The 19,459-nt window shown below is 50.5% G+C and carries 14 protein-coding genes; 4 read left to right on the plus strand and 10 right to left on the minus strand.

From position 1 onward, the window contains the following. Window positions 1-157 precede the first annotated feature (157 nt). Window positions 158-1,789, plus strand: coding sequence for a winged helix-turn-helix domain-containing protein (locus tag TW77_RS14625; RefSeq protein WP_046005724.1), 1,632 nt, complete (start codon window positions 158-160; stop codon window positions 1,787-1,789). Window positions 1,790-1,794: 5 nt separating this feature from the next. Here TW77_RS14625 and TW77_RS14630 read toward each other — a convergent pair whose 3' ends face one another. The 3 genes from TW77_RS14630 to TW77_RS14640 form a co-directional block, all read right to left on the minus strand. Continuing rightward, window positions 1,795-2,712 (minus strand): glycoside hydrolase family 16 protein, encoded by a 918-nt coding sequence (locus TW77_RS14630; RefSeq protein WP_046005725.1) that lies wholly within the window; start codon window positions 2,710-2,712, stop codon window positions 1,795-1,797. A gap of 186 nt (window positions 2,713-2,898) precedes the next feature. Then, complete coding sequence (locus TW77_RS14635) at window positions 2,899-3,987, minus strand: efflux RND transporter periplasmic adaptor subunit (protein ID WP_046005726.1); 1,089 nt, start codon at window positions 3,985-3,987, stop codon at window positions 2,899-2,901. Window positions 3,988-3,996: 9 nt separating this feature from the next. Continuing rightward, window positions 3,997-7,119 (minus strand): efflux RND transporter permease subunit, encoded by a 3,123-nt coding sequence (locus TW77_RS14640; protein ID WP_046005727.1) that lies wholly within the window; start codon window positions 7,117-7,119, stop codon window positions 3,997-3,999. A gap of 434 nt (window positions 7,120-7,553) precedes the next feature. On the opposite strand from TW77_RS14640, the gene TW77_RS14645 reads away from it, so the two are divergent. Next, entirely contained in the window at window positions 7,554-8,012 is a 459-nt protein-coding gene (locus tag TW77_RS14645; RefSeq protein WP_046005728.1) for a hypothetical protein, read from the plus strand. A gap of 37 nt (window positions 8,013-8,049) precedes the next feature. On the opposite strand, the gene TW77_RS14650 is transcribed toward TW77_RS14645, so the two are convergent. The 7 genes from TW77_RS14650 to dinG all read right to left on the minus strand — a co-directional run bounded on the left by TW77_RS14650 (window position 8,050) and on the right by dinG (window position 13,871). Next, window positions 8,050-8,850: an NPP1 family protein gene (locus TW77_RS14650; RefSeq protein ID WP_046005729.1), complete on the minus strand. Its 801-nt coding sequence runs from the start codon at window positions 8,848-8,850 to the stop codon at window positions 8,050-8,052. A 91-nt stretch (window positions 8,851-8,941) separates the two neighbouring features. Beyond that, window positions 8,942-9,103: a YbaM family protein gene (locus TW77_RS24605; protein WP_071211950.1), complete on the minus strand. Its 162-nt coding sequence runs from the start codon at window positions 9,101-9,103 to the stop codon at window positions 8,942-8,944. After that, window positions 9,100-9,372, minus strand: a complete 273-nt coding sequence (locus TW77_RS14655) for a late competence development ComFB family protein (RefSeq protein WP_046005730.1) — start codon at window positions 9,370-9,372, stop codon at window positions 9,100-9,102. The genes TW77_RS24605 and TW77_RS14655 overlap by 4 nt, the downstream gene beginning before the upstream one ends. A gap of 104 nt (window positions 9,373-9,476) precedes the next feature. Further along, window positions 9,477-10,403 carry a histone deacetylase family protein gene (locus TW77_RS14660; protein WP_046005731.1) on the minus strand — a complete coding sequence of 309 codons (927 nt, stop codon included), beginning with the start codon at window positions 10,401-10,403 and terminating at the stop codon, window positions 9,477-9,479. A gap of 19 nt (window positions 10,404-10,422) precedes the next feature. Then, window positions 10,423-11,022 (minus strand): primosomal replication protein, encoded by a 600-nt coding sequence (locus tag TW77_RS14665; RefSeq protein WP_046005732.1) that lies wholly within the window; start codon window positions 11,020-11,022, stop codon window positions 10,423-10,425. After that, entirely contained in the window at window positions 11,019-11,798 is a 780-nt protein-coding gene (locus TW77_RS14670) for a TSUP family transporter (protein WP_046005733.1), read from the minus strand. The genes TW77_RS14665 and TW77_RS14670 overlap by 4 nt, the downstream gene beginning before the upstream one ends. Before the next feature lie 3 nt (window positions 11,799-11,801). Beyond that, entirely contained in the window at window positions 11,802-13,871 is a 2,070-nt protein-coding gene (dinG, locus tag TW77_RS14675; RefSeq protein WP_046005734.1) for an ATP-dependent DNA helicase DinG, read from the minus strand. Between the two features lie 67 nt (window positions 13,872-13,938). Here dinG and TW77_RS14680 point away from each other — a divergent pair, with 67 nt between their 5' ends. Together TW77_RS14680 and TW77_RS14685 are read left to right on the plus strand one after the other, a co-directional pair. Continuing rightward, complete coding sequence (locus TW77_RS14680; protein WP_046005735.1) at window positions 13,939-16,281, plus strand: DNA polymerase II; 2,343 nt, start codon at window positions 13,939-13,941, stop codon at window positions 16,279-16,281. Between the two features lie 517 nt (window positions 16,282-16,798). Further along, the gene (locus TW77_RS14685) at window positions 16,799-19,432 is read left to right on the plus strand and encodes a TonB-dependent receptor plug domain-containing protein (RefSeq protein ID WP_046005736.1); all 2,634 of its coding nucleotides are present in this window, start codon (window positions 16,799-16,801) and stop codon (window positions 19,430-19,432) included. The last annotated feature ends 27 nt before the right edge of the window (window positions 19,433-19,459 follow it).

Below are 19,459 nucleotides of genomic sequence, written 5' to 3' on the forward strand. Positions count from 1 at the left end.
GTAACCTGATTATTAGGCAGTTTAACTGTTTTGCTTATCTCTTTTTATCGCAGCTGTCTTAATTTTGGAGACTTGAGCCGCTTGCAGAAATATTGCACACTCTTAACCGGGGACACCTGCTGGTTAGGTGCCCGTTTTTTATGCGAGAGATGGAACGATGCGTTATTTGCTCAACCAAGTCGAAGTAGACTTGCTTAAAGGCACCGCAGCGACGGACGAGGGCGCAAAGGCCATTCGGGCCAAGACTCTGGCGGTGTTGCAGGTATTGCTCCAACACGCCGATCGGGTAGTGACCAAAGCCCAGTTGCTGGATACTGTCTGGCAGGGAGTCGTTGTACAGGAGCAGGTGCTGGTGCAGTCTATTCGTGAACTGCGCGAGCTGCTGGGTGCAGACAGTATTAAAACTCACCCGCGTATTGGCTATCAGCTGACGGTTGAAGTTACTCCCATTCAGAGTGTCAAAGTAGCGCGCTACTGGCATGCTGCCGCTGTGTTTGGTGCGCTGTTGGTTGCCATTGTCTGGTTATGGATGAGTGGGCTGGGAGCTACAAAAAGTCATGCAGTGCAGCCTCCCACAGTGGCATTTTTACCGGTTGAGAATGCCATACTGGATGATGTGCATGCGACAGTGCCGTTACATGGGCTTGCTTATTTAAGTGAGCATACCCAGACGGAGGCGGCGCTGCGCGTTGTCGGCGCAGAACATGTGTTAACTACTTTATCTCACAGTCCCTGGTACTCGAATGAGACCGCTCAGGTCAGACTGTCGCGGCGTCAGGATGTGCGGCAATTACAGGAACGACTCGGCGCCGAACTACTCATAGAAACTCGCCTCAGTGGCTTTCCACAGGATATGCAGTTGCAGTATACGCTGCACTTTAGTTTTGGTGCCGAACAAGGTGTTGTTTTCGGCGCTGGCCCTGAACAGGCTTATCAGGCACTGATAGTGAAACTGACTGAGCGATTTGGTGAGCATGAGCAGACGCTCGACGTGCAGCGCAATCTGGACTTCAGCAATGACGCGTTTGCCCGGGGAGTGCAGTTTTACCTGTCGCGTGATTATCAGCAGGCGATAGCGTTTTTGCGCTTGGCACTGAGTCATTCTGACGATCCCTTAACGGTCAGACGCTATCTTGCGGCGAGCCTGGCGAATCAGGGGGAGGTTGATGCAGCACTGCTGTTGTTGCGGCAAAATATTGAGGCGACGGGGCATGATGCCGTGACCCAGCGTGAGCGCATGCGCGCCAACCTGATGATGGGTTATTTACTCATCAACTGGCCACAGCAGGCAGAGCGTGAGCAACAGCTGGCGGAGGCAGAAACTTACATCACGACCGCTCATGAGCTGGCCAGTAGCGGCTCAGATCAGTTGTTTATTGCCTACGCACTGGAAGAGCTGGGCAAGATAAAACGTATTCAGGGCCGCTACAGCGAGGCTTCGCGGCTCTTGCATTCGGCACTGCGCTATCATCAGCGTTTTGATGCCATTTATGGCCAGACCAATGCCTTGATTGAGCTGGCCCGAATTGCAACCGAACAGGGAGAAGACCAGGAAGCGACACGCCTGTTTGACCAGGCACATAGTGTGGCAAAGGCCAGTAACGCCATTCCCAATCAGATTTGGATATGGCTGGCACAGGCTGACTTGCTGCGTCAGTCGCGCCAGGTTGAGCGGGCAAACCAAATGGCATCCCATGCCAGGGAGCTTGCCAAAGACGCAGATGATCCGGTTCTGATTGAGCGGGTTGAAGCCTGGTTTGCCAGCGCCCCTATTTATACCGTCAACTGATCCCGCTACAAGCTACAGTAGTCTTCATAGCGCGACGATACCACGGTATCTTTTTGGCTAATTTGTTGGTTGCGCAATTGCTCAACCTGCCTGGAGACCTCATTCACGGCAACAATCTGATCTTTGACAAAGTAGACCCAGTCGACATCCTGATAGTATTGTCGCATCTCGCTGGAGTTGACGATTTTGTTTGGGTCAAACCACTGGTTAAAGTTAATCGACATCGCCACTTCCGGATAAACATCGCTGCCATGCTGTGCGTATAGTTTGCCGTTGATGTAGTATTTCAGGGTGTTATCACCCACCTGCAACACTAGCGTGTTCCAGCCTTCCAGCGGGTTTATGTCGTAATCATAGGCATTGACCTTAGTCCAGGGGGTGAGCTGAAAGGTTTCCCATGAGGTAGCGAACAAGGCATGGCGGTCGGTACCCCAGCCACCATTAGGCAGGTATTCAAAGTCCATTTCGCTGTAATTTTCGTCCATCGGGGCAGCCAGCGGGCTGATAGCATAAAACGTCTGGATCACCCCGTCACCATCCGGTCCGTACTGGGGCTTATCAGTAAAATAGACCCGAGCGGCATACGTTCCTTCGAGGTATTTTCGATGATGGCAGACCTGTACATGACGGGTATTTTCGGCGCTGCCATCGGTTTTTGAGGTTAACCGCATAACCCGGTTTTGCGGGTTGTGGGGATCTGTATGAAAGCTTACCCCTTCATGCCACCAGATGGCATTTTTAATTCCCGGGTGGCCGACATCAGAGCGCAGTTGCCAGCCATTTTTTTGTGCCTGTTCGAATCGGGTATAACTAAAGTCGTCAAACATCATTTGCACCGGCTGTGCGCCAAGAGGTTGGCTGGTACAGGCAATCAACAGGGTGGTGCCTAAAACGGTAGAAGAATAAAAGAGAGGGTTTTTCATCGCGTATTCCTTGTTGTTATTGGACGGGAACAGCGTTGACTGAAACACCCGGATAAGCCAGTTAAAAACGCTTAAATCGCAGGTATTCGTTTATTAAAAAATATTAAATCTTTGATTTGATTAGATTGAAATTAAAAATGAGCCTTAGCTCTTCCTTAAGCAGGCTCATTGGGCTAGTAAGCTGTGTTAATTCTGAACCTCGACCTCCTGGCCATCGGTCAGCCGCTCTGCACCTCGCACCGCGACTCTGTCCCCGGCAATCAGCTGGTGGCTGGGCTTGGGTGTGATGGCAACCAGCTGGCCCTGACCTTTACCGACAGTCACCGGGATCTGTGTGGCGGTATTACTGGCATCGATTTTAACCACATGGATCCCTTGTTTGCGCAGGATCAAGGCATCGCGGTTGACCAGTAAAGCTTGTTCACTGGCCGCCAGTGGCACGGAGACATCCACCAGTTGTCCTACAGCCCAGTGTTGCTTGTGAGCGGGGTCATCCGCTTGCTCGAGCATCGCACGTACTTCAAAGGTTTGGGAGCGCGGATCGGTGGCCGGGATCACGGCGCTGACACGTGCTATGGTTGTTTGTGGGGCGTCCAGGTTACCGGCACTGATCGGCAGCTGCTGGCCTGAGCGCACATAACTGAGGTATTTAACCGGCACATACAGGCGCGCTTCAAGCTGGTGGATATCCACCAGGTTCAGTAACTCATCGGCCCGACTGACGTCCCGCCCTGCGCGGTGGTAGCGCTTGCTGACGATGCCTGAGAACGGCGCCGTTACGGTTGCCCGGTCGAGCTTATCTTCAATCACTCTGAGTTCGACTTCAGCCAGCGCTATATCGGACAGCACCAGGTCGTGGGCGTTCTGCACTTTATCGACCTGGCTGGCTGCCGCGCTGCTGGTTTTGGCCAGCGCCATCAAGCGCGTGAGCTCTTGTTTTTGAAACCGTAAATTGACGCGGGCGCGTTTGAGCATTTCTTGCTGGCGAGCTTTTTCCAGCTCCAGCGGCAAGGTATCCATGCGCACCAGCACATCGCCTTTGGTTACTTCTAACCCCGGCTCTGCGACATAGTGCAAGCGACCCGACACGCCGGCTGTGATAACCATGTCACGCTTACCATGCAAGGTACCATTGACGGCCAGCTGACTGGTGAGCTGGCCCTGCGAAACGGGTTCAACGGCCACGGGTTGTGCTGCGTATACCTGCTGGCTTAAGGTGACGGCGCAGGTCACCAGCACGGTGACCAAAGCACGTTTATATTGACTGACTAACATTGTGCGCTCCTACTGATTCGCGACCAGGTTTAACTGAGGTTTATCGTTATTGTTATTGGCCTTAGGGGTTGGCTGTTTATCCGAGCCAAGTTGCAACAGACTGGGCATCAGGACCAGGGTAAACAGGGCGCTGATGGCCATGCCGCCGACGATCACTGTGGCCAGGCCACGATAGATTTCTGCTCCAACGCCCGGCATCAGCATCAGTGGCAACATACCGAACAGGCTGGTCAGGGTACTGAGATACACAGGGCGGGCGCGCATCAGCACGGCCTGCTCAACGGCGTCGCGACGGTTCATGCCCTGCGCCTGCGCATGACGGGTTTGATCGACCAGCAAAATGGCGTTGTTGACCACCAGGCCAAGCAGGATAATAAAGCCGATCATGGTCAGCAAATCCAGCGACTGGAAGGTAAACAGGTTTAACACATAAAGCGCCACAACGCCCCCGGCAATGGCCAGCGGCATCACCAGCAGCACCAGTGCACTGTCGCGGACTGACTTAAATAATGCCGTCATTAATAAGAACAAAATAAACAGCGCAAGGAAAAAATTGAGTGTCATTTCTTCTATGGCGCTATTCATTTTCTGAGCATTGCCACCGAGGATCACGCCGGCCGTTTCGGGTAATTGCGCTTTGATCTTGGGCATCACTTGCTCTGCCAGTATCGCCTGCGCTTGTTGCAGACTCATTGCTGCGGGTGGGGTGACTATGATGCTGACCGTGCGCCGACCATTAATTCTTTGCAGCTGGCTGGGTCCGACTGTACGCGTTACTTGCGCCAGCTCTCCGAGCGTCTGGATCCCGGCATCCGGTGTATACAGCGGCAGTGCTTTGAGTTCTTCCGGTGAGTGCCAAGGCTGTGCCCGCAAAATCACGTTCATTCGCTCATTGCCGTTAAAGTATTCGTTGATAAACAGACCGCCGGTGAAAGCCTGTACTGCCTGCGAAACATCCTGACGGCTCAGCCCGGCCTGAGTTATGCGTCGGTCATTGGGATACAGCCTGAGCTCTGGCTCTGACATATCGAGGCGCGGTTGCGGCCGGGCGGTTGCATCAGGCATCGCCGTTTTTACGGCTTGCAGTGCTACTTCGGCGCCGGCTATCAGGTCGTCCATATTGGGCCCGGTCAGCTCAATATTGATATTGCGGCCGTCACCGCCGTTGGCAATGTTGATCATTGAGCCCCGGAAAAAGAACACCTGGGTGTCGGGCAGGTCGACAAAGATTTCTTCCCGGGCTACCTGCATCAGCTCCTCAACGCGCTGCGGGTCGGCAGAATAAATAAAACCACCCGCATTGGCACCAAATATATAAAAGTTAAAGTCTTTGATCCCCGGTTGCTTGTCACCGTGATAGTATGGCATCAGCCGCGCTCTGACGCGTTTTAACAGCTCTTCCTCCATGTATGCCATATTGCCGCCAGGTGGCGTCACCAGGTTAAAGAAAAAGCCGTCGGTTGGGGCGCGAGGCATAAAATCGGTTTTTGGCAACATAGTCAATGTAACCAGCGCAGAGCCGCCAAGTAATGCACATACCCAGCTGAGCTGTTTGACCCGACTATTGGTCAGGCGCATGATCAGGGCGGTCAGCTTTTTCCAGTAATGCTGGTAGGGGTCGGTTTGTGTTTTGCTGTCAGGCAGGTAACGGTTGGCAACCGGAATTATCGTCAGGGCACATAACATAGAGGCAACGACGGCGATGGAGAGGGTCAACGCCAAGTCTGAAAACAATTGGCCCTCAATACCAGCCATAAACAAAATAGGCAAAAAGATGGCGACGCTGGTAGCCGTAGACGCAAAGAGGGCTCCAGCAACTTGACCTGCACCGCGCAGCGCCGCTTTATAGTCATCAAACCCATTGGATTTCAGGCGAGTGATATTTTCCTGCACTATGATGGCGGCATCCAGTACGAGTCCCACGGCAAAGGCCAGCCCCGCTAGAGAAATCACATTCAGGCTGCGGTCGAACACGTTAAGCGCCAAAAACGCGACCATCAAAGACACCGGGATAGTGGCGGCAATGATAAGCGTGGTTTTCAGTCCCCGGAAGAACAGCCAAAGAATGGCCAGAGACAATAATACGCCTAACCCCAGATTACTCTTCACCAGTAGTAATGCATTACGTATATGGATAGACGCATCGTAGCTGAGCTCGATAGCAATGCCCGCTTCGGGTAGTGGACCGGCATTGAGCTCGGCTATTGCCTGGTTGATGCCATCAAGCAGAGCAACCGTATTGGCCCCATTGGCCCTGGACACGGTAATGTAATAGGCAGGTTTGCCATTACGGCCACTCATCGCCCGGCGGTCGGAGTAAGTTTCGGCAACGCTTGCAACATCACCCAGATAGATGGGGCGCTCCCCCGAGTAGCCAATGCGCATTTGCAGCATATCCTGCAGATCGTATTGACCGGTAAAGCGCACGGTGTATTGACGCCGGCCAACATCGGCCATGCCACCTGAGGTATCTCGGGAACTGGCCAGGGTCTGTCTGATCTGACCTAAGGAGATCCCAAGCGCCGCAGCTTTGTGAGGGTCAAAGGTGATACGTAGCTCTTTTGGCCGTTCACTGGCCAAGTTGACGCGGGCAACGCCGGGAATACTGGCCAGACGCGGTTCAATGAGTTCTTCAATGGTTTTTTGGAACTGTGCCATATCCAGATCCAGGCCATCGCCTTGGTAATTAAGTGGGGTCACCAGCAGGGAAGCCGCATTGGGGCCCGCCGGGCCGCCATTGCCGCCTGCGCTGACCACCGGATCTATGGCATCAAGGGGCAGTGGCGGTGCCTGGTTTAAATTGGTCAGTACATCCAGCATGGCCTGCTGCATGTCGGTACCAACGGCAAAGGTCAGGGAGATAAAGCCATTGCCGCGGTTGATGGTGGTATTAACCTCCAGTGCGCCGGGGGTATTTTTAACGGCGCTTTCCAGCGGTTCTATGATCACTGATTCTATCTCTTCGGGCGCCGCTTCCCGCCAGCCAGAAAATATAGTTATTTGTGGTTGTTCTATATCCGGCGTCAGTTGGATCGGTAACTTAAAAATACTGAGTATGCCAAACAGTATTAGCAGCACCAGGATCACCACGACAGCGGCGGGGTTTTTCAGTGAATTGCGTGTCAGGTTCATAACAACGTCCAAGTGTTGAGCTTCACTGTGCAGTTTAATGAAATGACAAAAAACTGCTAGCGGCAGGTAAGTTAGTGTTTTTGAAATTCACGACAAATCGCAACATATTAGCGGTGATTGACCATATCGTAATACCTTGTAACGATTTTGAGGATTTAGACATACTTATCATCGCTAAAACCAGCTAAAAGTTGCGTGTTTTTTCAACGCATTTGGCCCTGCTCGCGTTGCATACTGATAACGCCTGCTAAGTCTGTGGATCATTTATTTGCTAATCCAGATCAGGAAATGTCATGAAAAAATCCATAAATTGGCTACTTTTTGACAATAATTTCGGGTAAGCTTCGCGCGCATTCGTCTGGGCGCCTAGTTTTTAGTGAGTAAGGGGTGTGCCGGACGAGCAAAAATGAATTGAGCTTAGAAGGAGAGTTGAGATGTTTGTTGCGTTAAAGTGGGATCATCAGATAGGTGCCCATTTTGTTTCCTGGATTGTGGTTGAGTGTTCGGCCGTAAGAGAAAAGTTTGGCTTACCTCAGGCCTTACCACCGCGTCGTGACGTTGCCTATTTTGTCGACCCCGCCACCGCTGAGGAAGACGCAAAAGCGTTTGCAGACTACAAAAACGGCGTGAGCAGCATTGACTCCTGTGGTGACTATGCTCCTTATTTGTCTGACCATCATGGTTACTGCCACTACAGCTGGGATCACACTTATCTGGAAGAGCTGGTAAAACATGCCGTGCTGTATTGGGAAGATGGTAAACACCGCCGCCCGGAACCGGTTCGTGACGATGTGGCCTATTTCGCCTGTCCCAGAGACTCAGAAGAAGATAGTCGTTTTTTTGCCCAATATAAACTGCATACCTCGACGCAAACACTGGCACGTTCTGCATAATGATATTGCCCGCCGTTAAAGCGGGCAGCATACTCTGCTACTGAGCCGCGAGGACGTCAGCGTTGGTAAAAGTAGGGTAGCCAGAAGGTTTAAAACGATTCAGGTTAGTCAAAAAGCGACTGTCTTTGACCGGTAAGGTTGCAGAGCCGTAATCATACTGGTTTAACTTATCGCGCAACCCCTGATTGTCTATGCCATCTCCGGACATTTCGTACCAGCTGATGATCGCAGGGGTTACAAAGCGGTTGTATCCGTTTTCTGCCACTTCATTCGACTTGGCGAAGCGAAACGCGTGGGTGAGGATCCCGTCTTTGTGATAGACAATTTTCAGATGACCATTTTCAAACGGCAACTCATTTGCCGCTTTGGTGTACAGGTCGCCATGAGCGCTGTAACTGCCATGGGTCACTACGCCATCTTTGGTCCAAACCGCAGCATATTCCCAGTCATGGCGGTGACCGCCACCAAAGTAGGGGAAAACCTGATCTTTTTTAAAGTACATTGCATAAAAATGGCCACAAAAACGACCCTGATCCGTTTCTGAACAGGCATAGCGGTGAACGGTATTAGAGGTATTCAAAAACTGACTGTCACGGCAACTGCCGCCAAGGCTGCCTGAGGTTTTAAGGCCCGCATTTTGCTGGCCAGTGCGGCTGATCCCTGCGCTGGGCAGACAGCCATCACCATCAAAATCGAATACCGGCTCGGTGGCGTTGATCACATACCCTGCAGGTACTGCTTCATCGAGTGCGGCAAAATCATTTGCCAGGGTGCTGCCATGGAACAGACCGAAAGCCGTCAGGCCAAGGGTGAGTGCACGAGGACTGATTGTTGTCATAATTATTCCTTACATCATAAGTCGTTGTCATTGTGAGGCGACAATATGACATAAGGGTAAATGCAATGTGAAGTATTTTGTTCTTTTAAAGTTAACTTACTTCTGTGTCTAACTTTTTAGCAAAATCGGCATGGACAATTTCCAGTGCAGCCAGTACTTGCTCTGCTGGTACCTCATTTTGCTCAAGTAACATGATTAAGTCGACAGCCAACTTAATGTGTTCGGGTGCCTGATCTAAGGTATTTTTCGTCATGGTTGAAACTGTTTCTTTTTAGCAATTTGTGCCAGCGCATAGTCAACGGCTTCTTTTACCCGCGCTTCCATGTCGGTTCTTTCATCGGTTGGCAGATAAAACTCCATGTCTACGTCGTAGCGGATGTAGCGCGCAGGCAAACGGTTTAATGCGGTACAGCACAGATCAGCCATGACATCTTCATCATACTTGTGGTCCAGGCCGCGTTCCTCAATATTTTCGAGCACAATCTTTTCGTAATAATTGTGCAGATCATCATGAAGTTTCATTGTCGTGCTCCATTTTGAAGTTATTGTAATTGTACAACATAAACCACCTCTGTGGTTAATGCTACTGGCAATTTTAAAATGGCTGTTGTGACTATGTGGAGCGGTTATTTTCCGGGACGCGGCAGATTGAAATGTTCCGGCCAGACCTGCTGCAAGGCGACAAACAGTTGCAGGTGCACATCGACCAAACGGTTGACATTGCGCTGATAGCCGCCTCCGAGTGCAGCCATCAATGGAATATGGTGTTGTCTGGCATGATGCAATACCTGACGGTCTCTGGCCTGAACCCCTTCTAAGCTGATAGCCAGATGTCCCAGTTCATCGTGGTGGTAGATGTCGGCGCCTGCGTTATAGAGTATGATGTCAGGCTGGTGGAGCCGGGTACACAAGCCCAAAGCCTCATTCAGCGTTGCGAGGTAGGTTTCGTCTGAGCAGCCAACAGGTAAAGCAAAGTCATAATCGGACCGACGTTTTAGCTTAGGAAAGTTCTGCTCACAATGCAGCGAGCAGGTTACTACCTGAGGGTCCTTTGCAAGAATTTCAGCACTGCCATCACCCTGATGTACATCGCAGTCTAATAGCAAGACCGTATCGGCCTGTCCGGTGCGAATGAGGTGCCTGGCGGCAATGGCTAAATCGTTAAAAATACAAAAACCCGCGGCCGCGTCACTAAAAGCATGGTGATAGCCACCGCTCAGGTTAGCGGCAAAGCCATGCTCCAGCGCCAGTTGACAGGCTTCCAGTGCGGCCCCGACTGAGCGCAAAGTACGCTTAACCAGTTGCTCCGACCAGGGAAACCCCATGCGCTTGATAGCGCTGCCCGAGAGTGTGCCATCAACAAATGCGGCCACGTAGTCAGGGTCATGGCACAGAGTAAGATCTTCCGTTGAGGCGACCACACTGGGCTCTGTGAGCCTGCTTGCACAGGGGGTCTGGGCGAGCCTTTGATAAAGCAAACGATATTTCTCAATAGGAAATCTGTGTTTTGGGGGTAAGCACAGGTCGCTGTAGCTGGGGTGGTAAAACAACATAATCTGGTGCTTATCCTGTTCAGGAGCGGGATTGCTTTTCTTGTTGCTGAATCTTATCTTCGGTTGCGCTGATGGCTTTACGACAGCGTCCCAGTCGACCATGCAGGGCGAGTATTTCTTTGTTCAGCTGAGCGGCTTGCTCGGGGGACGCTTTGATCAGCTGATCCTGGCGTAGTGAGATCATTTCCTGTAAGCGGCGCTCGAACTCATGGTTTTGCGACAGCTCCTGGTAGAGCTCATGAGACGGCTGCATGATTTTTTTGACGGCCTGACGATACACTTTGGCCTTTTTGTGGGGCTGAAAACGGTTTTCTTTGGCCCAGACAGGGGTGGATTTTAGCACTTTAATGATGGCTTCTATCTGCTCACCAATGTGTTCTACCGCATATTGCAGCGCATGCCGCTGCGACGGCGGCGGCAAGTGTGCCAGCGCTTCTTGCACTTCGTCGACATAGTCGCTGAGCTTCAGACTTTTGCTGCGAAACACATGGCTGTCAAACAGACTCGGCTGCGACTGAATGTAGCGGTTTTTATCAAACCACTTCGCCTTATCAAACTGCTCGGCGTGATGCTGCAGCTCAGCTACCCGTTGTCTGAGTTTATCCAGTGGCAGACTCATACCATATACGCCTCAAAAATCAGTTTTGCAGTTAACATGATGACCACGGCATTAAACAGGGGTTTGATCAGCCGACTGCCAAACTTGATCGCTGAATGCGCGCCAAGCCAGGCACCCAGCATTAAAAATGCGCCCATCGTTAGGCCCAGCATGAAATTAACATGCCCCAGTGCAACGAAAGTGATCAGCGAGATAAAATTCGAGACAAAATTCATCGAACGGGCCAGACCACAGTTCAGTAGCAGGCTCATTTTATACAGCATGTCATTGGACGCCGTCCAGAATGTACCTGTACCGGGGCCTGCCAGCCCGTCGAAAAAGCCCAGAGACAGACCCTGCAGCCACTGCTTTACTTTAAGTAAGCCAGTTTTTTTGGGCAAGTCAATGGAGTCGCTGTGGCTCATTTTGCCAAACAAGCTGTACAGTGCAACCAGTAAAATGATGACCGGGATCAGTTTATTGAGAAACTCAATACTCAGCGAGTCAACCAGTAAAGTGCCCAGCACGGCACCTATGGCGGTGGCCAGTACAGAGGCCGCCCAAAATCTGGGGTTGAACAGGTTTTGTTTGTAATAGGTGAAGCTGGCGGTTAACGAGCCAAAGCTGGCTGCCAGCTTGTTGGTGCCCAGTGCCATATGAGGCGGCAAGCCTGCGGTGAGCAGTGCGGGTACCGTAAGCATACCGCCGCCGCCGGCGATAGCATCAATAAAACCTGCGGCCAGTGCAACCGTACATAGTAACGCCCAGGTAGCTGGGTCTAAAGCAAATTCGAGCATGGATCAGTCTATTTGTTTGGCAAAGGGTGGCAGCGTGTCCAGCATCGCCTTGCCGTATCGTTTGGTAACCAGGCGTCTGTCAAGAATCGTGATGCGGCCAGAATCCGTTTCTTTGCGCAGCAGTCTACCACAGCTTTGCACTAATTTCTTGGCGGCGTCCGGTACTGTAATAGATAAAAACGGATTACCGCCTTTTGATTGGATAAATTCGGCCTGGGCTTCTTCTACCGGTGACGTTGGTACCGCAAAGGGGATTTTGGTGATCACCAGGTTTTCAAGATATTTGCCCGGCAGGTCGAGCCCCTCAGACAAACTTTGCGTGCCAAACAAAATGCTGCCCGCACCCAGGTCGATGGCGGCGCGATGACGTTTTAGCAGCTCGTCACGTGACAGCTCGCCCTGTACCAGGATCTGCCAGTTTTGTTTGCGTAGTTTGGCAACCACATGATCCATTTGCCAATAAGAGGCAAACAACACCAGGTTGGCCTTTTTCTTATCCAGATAATCGGGCAGTGCCTCAGCCAGATAGTCGCTGAATGCCTTATCTGTGGGCTCCGTTTTGGTGTGCGGGATATGTAACTGCGCTTGCTTGGCATAATCAAACGGCGAGTCGGCCTTGATGTATTTTACACCCGGCTCATTACTCAGTCCGCTCTCTCTAGCGAAGTGGTCAAAGTTGCCCATAGCGCTCAGGGTGGCTGAGCACAAAACGGCGCCGGCACATTCGCGCCAGAGGTTATCTTTGAGATAAAAGCCCACTTCAATAGGGCAGTCACATAACAGATAATCGTGGTGATGCTTGTAATCCAGGCGTTTTATCCAGCGAGCATGTGGCGTGCCTTCGCCTTTTGTGGCATAGCTGAACCATAACTTGTTAAGCTGCTCCAGGCGGTTAATGTACTGACCACTTTCTGCCAAAATGGGGTCAGCCAGAAAGCCCTGCACATCGCCATCGTTGACATCCAGAGTCAGCGCATCATGCATTTTACTCAGGGCACGCAGTGCATCCTGCGTGGCATCCGCGATGTCTTTGGCACGCGCTTTGAGTTGCTCCGGTACTTCACCGTGTAAAAAGCGGTGGGTGTCATCGTCATTATAACTGTAATCAGATTGGTCGAGCATGTCTCTGACTTGACGTAATACTTTGCCCGCATCATTGGCGGCGTCGTTGAGTTTAAAGTTCTGCCCTATAGCCTTTTGTGAAACCACAACGTTGGCCATTTTACCGCTGAACTTCAGCAGTTTGTCGAGCCATTCTATGGTGCCTTTGATGGTTGCCGCCGCGGACGAAAAGTCGCGGGTGATATGAGGTAAATGATGCGCTTCGTCGATAACATAAAAGGTGTCTTCGGGGTCACTCAAAATCGTACCGCCGCCGAGCTCCAGATCGGCCAGTAACAAGGCGTGGTTGATCACCAGTACATCCATTTGCGCAATTTTTTGTCTGGCCAGATGAAAAGGACACAAGTTATGAGACTTCATTTGCCGCTGGCAGGCATGCTTATCGCAGGCGATGAGGTTCCACACCTTATCGGGAATGGTATCTGCCCAGCTGTCTCTGTCACCCTGCCAGCGCTTTTCCTGATAGGCTTTTGCCAGCGCTTGTAAGCAGCGCTGTTCCATTGCCGATAGAGGCGAGCTGGTTGTCGGCATCAGAGACAGTTGGGTTTCTTCGCCACTGACGGCTGCCAGCAGCTTTTGCACGCAGATATAGCGCTGGCGCCCTTTTACCAGATCAAATTTAAAGTCGAGCCCGGAATGCTCTTTAAAAAAGGGCAGCTCTTTGTTGAGTAACTGCTCCTGCAGCGCAACGGTTGCGGTTGAGATGATCAGCTTTTTCTTTTTTGCCAGTGCCATGGGCAAGGCACCCAGGCAGTAAGCCAGCGATTTACCCGTACCTGTACCGGCTTCAATCACGCAAATACGCTGTGATTTGTGGTAGTCGCCTCCCAGAGTTTTAGCGATTTCTGCCACCAGATAGTTTTGTCCGGCGCGCGGGCGAAAGCCTTCGAGTTGTTCAGCTATGTTGGTGTGCGCCTGACGGATGGTTTTTTTTAGAGAATCTGACAGCATGTAGGATCGCTTAAGCAAAAAAGTATGGATATAATTACAGGTATTCTATTTTAGGCGGGGATCCCCTTTGGCACAAGCGGTATATCAGGGCTTTATCCTGTCACGACAACAAATCCACCTCAACAACAGGCTGCACCTGTGCTACTGGCTGAAATCGAGTGAAGGCTTGCTGAAGGTGATCACGCAGCCGCAACAGGCAGTTTTATTCATCCGCACGGAAGACACTGCCAGGGCGCAACAGCGACTCTCTGCACATCTTAAGGGCGTTGAGTTCAGGCCGCTTGCGCTCAAACATTTTGATCAGTCGCCGGTCACCGGGCTTTATTGCCGTACATTGAGTGACTATTATCAATGTAAAGAGCAGTTGTCTGACTATATCACCTTATATGAGGCGGATATTCGTCATGCGGACCGTTACCTGATGGAGCGTTTTATACGTGGTGGTGCCTGGGTCACGGGCCAGGTTGAAAAAAAAGCAGGTTTCACTGAGATCCAACACGCGCGCCTGAAACCAGCACCGCAGTTTGTGCCTGAGCTGTCCATGCTGTCGCTGGATATTGAGTGCAGCGGGGAAGGGGTGTTGTTTTCCGTCGGTTTGGTCTGCCAAGCTCAGCGGCGCGTTATTATGATAGGCGAACCACAGGCAAGTGATGTCGATGTGCGCTGGGTCAACGATGAGTTGTCGTTATTGCAGGCGCTGGTAGAGGAGCTTAATCGCCTGGATCCGGATGTGATCATTGGCTGGAATGTGATTGAGTTTGACTGCGCCGTGCTTAATGAACGGGCTGAAGCCTTGGGGGTGACACTGAGTGTGGGCCGCGATGGTAGCCCAATGCAGGTATCAAAGGGCAACTTTACGCGGGTCCTGATCCCGGGGCGTGTGGTACTCGATGGCATAGATACCATGAAAAATGCCACGTATCATTTTGAAACCTTCAAACTCAGTTACGTTGCCCAGCAGGTGCTTGGGAAAAGTAAACTGCTCACCCAGGATGACCGGCTGGAGGAGATCATCCGCCTGTTTCATCACGATAAGCCGGCACTGGCCAGTTATAACCTGCAAGACTGTGTGCTGGTCTGGGACATCTTTATTAAGCTGTCTTTACTCGAGTTTGCCATTGCCCGAACTCAGCTTACGGGTCTGGAGCTGGAGCGCATGGGTGGATCGGTGGCAGCATTCACGAACTTATACCTGCCTTTATTACATCGCAGTGGTTATATTGCGCCTAACCTGGGGGAACATGGTCTGACATTCGACAGTCCCGGAGGTTATGTAATGGACTCCCGGCCCGGGTTGTATCAAAATGTGCTGGTACTCGACTTTAAGAGCCTGTATCCCTCAATTATCCGTACTTTCCATATTGATCCTATGGGCCTCATCGAAGGGCTCAGTGCACCCGAGGAAGCCATCCCCGGCTTCAACAAAGGCGCCTTTTCCAGAGTGCATCACCACCTGCCTGAGCTGGTCGCACAGTTAGCACAGGCTCGGCAGGAGGCCAAGGACCGGGGTGATAAGATGTTGCAGCAGGCGATTAAAATCATCATGAATAGCCTTTACGGGGTGCTGGGATCCCGGGGGTGTCGGTTTTATGACCCGCGTTTGTCCAGCTCAATCACCCTGCGCGGCCATGAAATTATGCAAACCACACGCAGCTGGATTGAAGACATGGGCTTTGAGGTTATCTATGGTGATACCGACTCGACCTTTGTTTGTGTGCCTGAGTCTCTCAGTAGCGATCAGTGCCAGCAACTCGGTGAGCGCCTGATGAAGGAGATTAACCAGCGCTGGGCGCAACATATTAACAGCCAGTTCAGTCTGCCCAGTTATCTGGAGATTGAGTTTGAAACCCACTACAGCCCATTCTTTATGCCGACCATTCGTGGGCAGGAAACGGGATCTAAAAAACGTTATGTTGGTCAAATACAGACAGAGCAGGGCACTGAGCTGGTATTCAAAGGACTTGAAACGGTGCGAAGTGACTGGACTGAGATTGCCAAAGCGTATCAGCAGGCGGTGATCCGAGCCCTATTTGACAAGGAAGATGTCGTAGCGGTGACCGAACAGTATATTGCCTTGATCAACAGTGGTGAGGTTGATGATAAGCTGATCTACAAAAAACGCCTAGGCAAACCCCTGAATGCCTACGTTAAAAACATACCGCCTCATGTCAGGGCGGCGAAAGAAGCCCACAGCACAGGGGTCAACAGAGCGCTCGGTAAGGGCAGTCAGGTGGCTTATTATATCAGTCAAACTGGCCCTAAGCTGGTACAGGGGGCGTTGTCTAATCCTGATTACAGCCACTATATAGAAAAACAGATCTTACCTATTTACCAGATGCTGCCGGAGGTTGATCTTGACGCCATCACTTTACATGGTCAGCGCACGTTGGATCTGTCTGGTGATTTGTAATTGCGTGCAAGCGGTTTTTTAGCCGCTTGTAAGCAAATTTTATTTTCCGCTTATTTCCCACCCATTAAAACAAAATGAAGTGAAGCAGCGCTTTATTTGAATGTAAATACACACTAACAAATTTGGAAATGATTTGTTTTTCTGTCTTTTTACGCATAAAAAAACAGCAAACGGACTTAATTTAAAAATATTTTTTTTAACTAAAATGCGACTTGCATTTTTTACCCCACATTGGTCCTTGTGTTTTTTGTATACAGCTTGCTTGTGAATTGAATTAAAAATTACCTTTGTTTTGAAGTGAGTGGTAATTAACTTTAAGGGCCTGTTAAATCCTTGGGTTTGGGTTGTGTTTTTGCTGTGCCTGGCTGTTAAGTGTGGGTGGTTTGACGCTTAACACAAGTCGCGATTAGTATCCGTCGCGAAAATTCAGAGCGTGCTGAAATTAGCTCGGCAAGCTCATTATAAATACCAACAATACTCATGCTTACCGCCAAGTGTAAGCCCAGGGAGAAAACACATGTTGAACACTAAAGTAACTAAGGCCGTGCGTTTAGCACTGGCATTTGGTGCTGCGTCTACGGCTGTGATAGCACAGTCTGCAACTGCTCAGGAAGGTGCTGAAAAAGTAGAACGCATTGAAATCACAGGCTCGCGTATCAAGCGTGTCGACATGGAAGGTGCAAGCCCGGTTGAAGTGATCTCGACTGCGGAATTCGAAGGTCAGGGCCGTGTCTCTGTTGCCGAAGCACTACAAAGCGTGACTTCTAACAGCTTTGGTTCAGTTATCCCAAGCTCTGGTAACAGCGGTCAGTCGCAGTCAACTGTAAGCTTGCTGGGTGCCGGCGCGGGTCGTACTTTGGTACTGATCGACGGTAAGCGCATGGGCAGCTCCCCTTCACTGAATGGTGGTGGTGCTAACCTGAGCTCAATCCCAATGGCGGCGGTAGAGCGTATCGAAATTCTTAAAGACGGCGCTTCAGCTATCTATGGTTCTGATGCCATTGCCGGTGTTATCAACGTCATCCTGAAAAAAGATTTCGAAGGCGTATCTTTCGATATCCAGGTTGGTCGTCCTGAAGCAGAAGGTGCAGATACTAAGCAAATGTCAATGGCATTTGGCGTAAGCTCTGACAAAGGCAATATTACGTTTGTATACGATCACCAGCAGCGTAACCCAATTTTTGACCGTGACCGTAGCTACACAGCGGCGTCTATGGAAGATAAAAATAAAGATGGCCTAATCTCTATCTACGATGAAACTGTGGGTATCAGTTACTCTGGCGCGACTATTAAAGGTCCTAATGGCATGCTTGCATCGCCCAAGTGTGATGAGCTGACCAAAAATGTCGATGGTTTCGTTGGCGTACTTGACCAAGGTAGTGCATTAGGTGGTGTTGGCGGCGGCCAGGTTTGTGGTTATGCATTTGCTAACGTTTCTGCCAACATGGCGTCGACTAAACGTGACTCGGCGATGGCGAGCATCACGTATGAACTAACCGATGACCTGGAGCTTTTCGGTCGTGCTATGTTTAGTCGTAATGACTCCTTTGGCCGTTATGCGCCAGCTGCAGCAAACTGGAATAACATGGCTGCTGACAATGAGCACAATCCAACTGGTGAAGTTACAAAAGGTTACTTCCGCTGGTATCAGCTGGGCAACCGTGACGGTGAAGTAACGGATTATCAGCAAGACTATACCTTAGGTCTGAAAGGTGCCTTCGGTGACACAGCTGAGTGGGAAGTGTCTTATCACAAGGCTAAGCTTGATTATCGTGAAGCTGGTCGTTTTTATCTGAGCAGAGCTGGCCTGTCTCACAATACGTTAAACAATATTGCTCTTGATTCTGAGCAAGGCATCGCAAATATGCGTGCGACAACTTATGCTGAAAATCAGAGCGAGTTGGACCACCTGTTTGCCGGTATCGGTTTCGAGTTCGGTGAATTGGAAGGCGGTGCAATTGCACACTACGTGGGTGGCGAATACTTCGACATGACGTTGGATTCTCGTTACGATGCACAGAATGAAGCTGGCCTGATTGGTGGTAATGCTGGTAGCTCTGGCGGTGGTGAGCGTGATGTAACAGCTGTTTTTTATGAAGTGGCATTTCCAATCTTGGATAACTTAACTCTGAGCGCGGCATATCGATACGATGATTACAGCGATTTTGGCGGCGAAGGTAACCCAAGTGTGAAACTTGACTACCGTCCTGTTGATGACTTGCTACTTCGTGCTTCATATTCCGAGGGCTTCCGTGCACCATCTCTTAAACAGCTGAATGCGTCTGACTCAATTGGATATCCGAGAGCGACAGACTATGTCTTGTGTGCTCAGCAAGGCAAGTCTGCATCTGATTGTACAGAAGCCAGCTACGAAGAGTTGCGTCAGGGTAATAAAGAGCTTGGCCCGGAAGAGTCAAGCTATATCAACCTTGGTGTTGTATACTCCGGCTTTGAAGATGTTTCGATCAAAGTTGATTACTTCGAGCTTGAAGTTGAAGAGGTTATTGACCTGATTACAGTTCAAGACCTTGTTGACGCGCAGACTGCGGGTGCTTATGACGCACTGATTGCAGACAGACCTGAAGTGAAACTGGTCCGCAATGCTGACGGTTCTATCGAAAAAGGCTACACCCAGTACGATAATGGCGCCTTTATGTCGCGCAAAGGCTTCGATGTAGACGTTTCTTATAAGCTAGAAACAGCTTTCGGTGACTTTAAATTCAGAAATGTGACAACAATTTTGACTGAAGTGGGTCAAGATATCTTTTTTGCAGGTCCAACAAGCGACGCTAAGAATGCTCCGGAGCAGCCTGCATTCCGTTCTCAGTTCACGGTAAATTATGCAGTTGACAACTATACAATCAACTGGACAACCGATGTGATCGATAGCACGTATGAGACTGAAATTAAACAACCTACTGGTAATGGCCAACATATCGTTGAATATTCGGGGACACTTCCTACTTACGTGACGCACAACCTGAACATGAAGTACTACAGCGATGGCTATGGCACATTCACTTTGGGTGCACGTAACCTGTTTGATAAAGGTGTCGTATATGATAGTAAAGATAAGTACGTTGATTACTCAATCTACAATACAGGCCACATTGGTCGCGAAATCTTCGCCGGTTACAACATCAGCTTCTAATACGCAGATGAACTAACCACTAGCATG

The sequence above is a fragment of the Pseudoalteromonas rubra genome (assembly GCF_000967655.1).
GTDB classification, from domain to species: domain Bacteria; phylum Pseudomonadota; class Gammaproteobacteria; order Enterobacterales; family Alteromonadaceae; genus Pseudoalteromonas; species Pseudoalteromonas rubra_A.

Excerpts from the sequence above, each read along its gene's own strand:
- TW77_RS14635 (WP_046005726.1), bottom strand. The coding sequence starts at position 3,987 with ATGTTAGTCAGTCAATATAAACGTGCTTTGGTCACCGTGCTGGTGACC.
- TW77_RS14630 (WP_046005725.1), bottom strand. The coding sequence starts at position 2,712 with ATGAAAAACCCTCTCTTTTATTCTTCTACCGTTTTAGGCACCACCCTG.
- TW77_RS14650 (WP_046005729.1), bottom strand. The coding sequence starts at position 8,850 with ATGACAACAATCAGTCCTCGTGCACTCACCCTTGGCCTGACGGCTTTC.
- TW77_RS14685 (WP_046005736.1), top strand. The coding sequence starts at position 16,799 with ATGTTGAACACTAAAGTAACTAAGGCCGTGCGTTTAGCACTGGCATTT.
- dinG (WP_046005734.1), bottom strand. The coding sequence starts at position 13,871 with ATGCTGTCAGATTCTCTAAAAAAAACCATCCGTCAGGCGCACACCAAC.
- TW77_RS14640 (WP_046005727.1), bottom strand. The coding sequence starts at position 7,119 with ATGAACCTGACACGCAATTCACTGAAAAACCCCGCCGCTGTCGTGGTG.
- TW77_RS14670 (WP_046005733.1), bottom strand. The coding sequence starts at position 11,798 with ATGCTCGAATTTGCTTTAGACCCAGCTACCTGGGCGTTACTATGTACG.
- TW77_RS14655 (WP_046005730.1), bottom strand. The coding sequence starts at position 9,372 with ATGAAACTTCATGATGATCTGCACAATTATTACGAAAAGATTGTGCTC.
- TW77_RS14660 (WP_046005731.1), bottom strand. The coding sequence starts at position 10,403 with ATGTTGTTTTACCACCCCAGCTACAGCGACCTGTGCTTACCCCCAAAA.
- TW77_RS14625 (WP_046005724.1), top strand. The coding sequence starts at position 158 with ATGCGTTATTTGCTCAACCAAGTCGAAGTAGACTTGCTTAAAGGCACC.
- TW77_RS14645 (WP_046005728.1), top strand. The coding sequence starts at position 7,554 with ATGTTTGTTGCGTTAAAGTGGGATCATCAGATAGGTGCCCATTTTGTT.
- TW77_RS24605 (WP_071211950.1), bottom strand. The coding sequence starts at position 9,103 with ATGACGAAAAATACCTTAGATCAGGCACCCGAACACATTAAGTTGGCT.
- TW77_RS14665 (WP_046005732.1), bottom strand. The coding sequence starts at position 11,022 with ATGAGTCTGCCACTGGATAAACTCAGACAACGGGTAGCTGAGCTGCAG.